At 79.2% G+C, this 1671-nt stretch carries 2 protein-coding genes and 1 pseudogene; 2 read left to right on the top strand and 1 reads right to left on the bottom strand.

The annotated features are described in order from the left end of the window. Positions 1 to 199: pseudogene (locus ABD317_RS36700) on the bottom strand (MFS transporter); the annotation flags it as partial. Positions 200 to 404: 205 nt separating this feature from the next. On the opposite strand from ABD317_RS36700, the gene ABD317_RS36695 reads away from it, so the two are divergent. Next, positions 405 to 1058 carry a CGNR zinc finger domain-containing protein gene (locus ABD317_RS36695; protein ID WP_344296362.1) on the top strand — a complete coding sequence of 218 codons (654 nt, stop codon included), beginning with the start codon at positions 405 to 407 and terminating at the stop codon, positions 1056 to 1058. Between the two features lie 115 nt (positions 1059 to 1173). Then, positions 1174 to 1671: Clp protease N-terminal domain-containing protein (locus tag ABD317_RS36690; protein ID WP_344296358.1), on the top strand; the 498-nt coding region annotated here is incomplete at its 3' end.

Raw genomic sequence — 1671 nt, 5'->3', positions numbered from 1 at the left:
CCCCCGCCCGCGCGGCCAGCGCGCCGGTCAGCGGGGCGGCGACCGCGTGCGGCGCCATCCACGCCGCGAGCACCCCCGCGCCCTGCGCGGCGCTGCCGGTCCGGTGCAGGGCGAGCAGGGTGACGGCGACGGCCATGCCGTCGTCGGCGAGGCGGGCGCAGGTGGCGGTGGCCAGGTACCGCCGCAGCCCCCGGCCCATACGTCCCGCCTCCCCTGCCCGATCGCGACCGCGGCCTCCCCCGTCCGGCCGCCGCGTGCCATCAGCCGTCCGCCAGCCCCGACGCCGCCGCGTGCCGTGCCCGTACCGCACTCCCCGCCACCACCCCGCCCGTAACGGCTTAACTACACAAGACGTTACCACTACCCTGGACCCACCACCCCCGCCCATCCCAGGAGGCCCCGCGATGAGCCCGTCGCCCCGCGCCACCCCCCGCGCCGCGGCGCACGGGTTCGACCCCGCCCAGCGCCTCCTCGACGTCGCCAACGCCGTCCGCCGCGCCGCCGCCGGCGCCCGCGCCGACCTCGCCCGGCTCCTCGCCGCCCACGGCGAGACCCCCGCCGACCTCGCGCCCGGCGCCTTCACCGAGGCCGACGCCGACGCCCTGCGCGGCGCCGCCCGCCGCCTGACCGCCGTGCTCACCGAGCCGGACGCGGACCGCGCCGCCGCCGCGCTCAACGACGTGTTCGCGGAGTGCGGCGCCCGGCCCCGGCTCTCCCGGCACGGCGGGCACCCCTGGCACCTGCACGTCGACCGCGGCGACGACGCCGGCTGGGCGGACTGGTTCCTCGCCGCCGGCGCCCTCGCGCTGGCGCAGATCCTCACCGGGTACGGGCAGCCGGCGTGGGGCGAGTGCGCCGCACCCGACTGCACCGTCCTCTACCTCGGCACCGGCCCGGGCAGCGCCCGCCGCTACTGCTCCCCGGCCTGCGCCTCCCGTACGCGCGTCGCCGCCCACCGCCGCCGCCGACGCGCGGAGGGCGGCGAGCGGACCGGGCAGACCGGACAGGCCGGGACCGGAACCGGGCAGACCGAGGAGACCGGACGGACCGGGGCCTGAGCCGGCCCCGACCGCCCCCCACCACCCCATCCGTACCGTTTGCGCGCTTACACGGCTCTTGTTTCAGTGAGGTGAAGCCCGGGCACCACTCCACCCACCGCCGCGGAGACTCACCATGTCCCTCTCCCCCCTCGGCTCCTACGGCTCCCCCGACCCCTTCTCCGACCTGCTCAACCGCTTCTTCGGCACGTCCCCCGCCACCTCCCCGCCCGCCGTCCAGCGCGTGCCCGTCGGCCGCCTCCTCACCGAGTCCGCACGCGAGCTGATCGGCCGCGCCCAGCAGCGCGCCCAGGAGGACGGCAGCGACGACCTCGACACCGAGCACCTGCTCTGGGCCTGCACCCGGGTGGACCCCGCGCGCGCCGTCCTCGCCCACGCCGGCGCCGACCCCGACGAACTGGCCGAGGCCGTCGCCCGGGCGCTGCCGGGGGAGGGGAGCGCCGCGTCGGCGGAGCCGGCGCTGACGCCCGCCGCGAAGCGGGTGCTCCGGGGCGCCGTCGCCCGCTCGCAGGCCGCCGGCACCTCGTACGTCGGCCCCGAGCACATCCTCGGCGGCCTCCTCGGCGACCCGGACCACGCCGCCGGCCGGCTGCTCGCCGCGTACGGCGCGGAC

The organism is Streptomyces synnematoformans, from assembly GCF_039531005.1.
GTDB classification, from domain to species: domain Bacteria; phylum Actinomycetota; class Actinomycetes; order Streptomycetales; family Streptomycetaceae; genus Streptomyces; species Streptomyces synnematoformans.
This window is presented reverse-complemented; position numbering and strand designations above follow the sequence as displayed.

Bases quoted from the DNA above. Each gene is read 5' to 3' on its own strand.
- ABD317_RS36695 (WP_344296362.1), top strand. From the start codon at position 405: ATGAGCCCGTCGCCCCGCGCCACCCCCCGCGCCGCGGCGCACGGGTTC.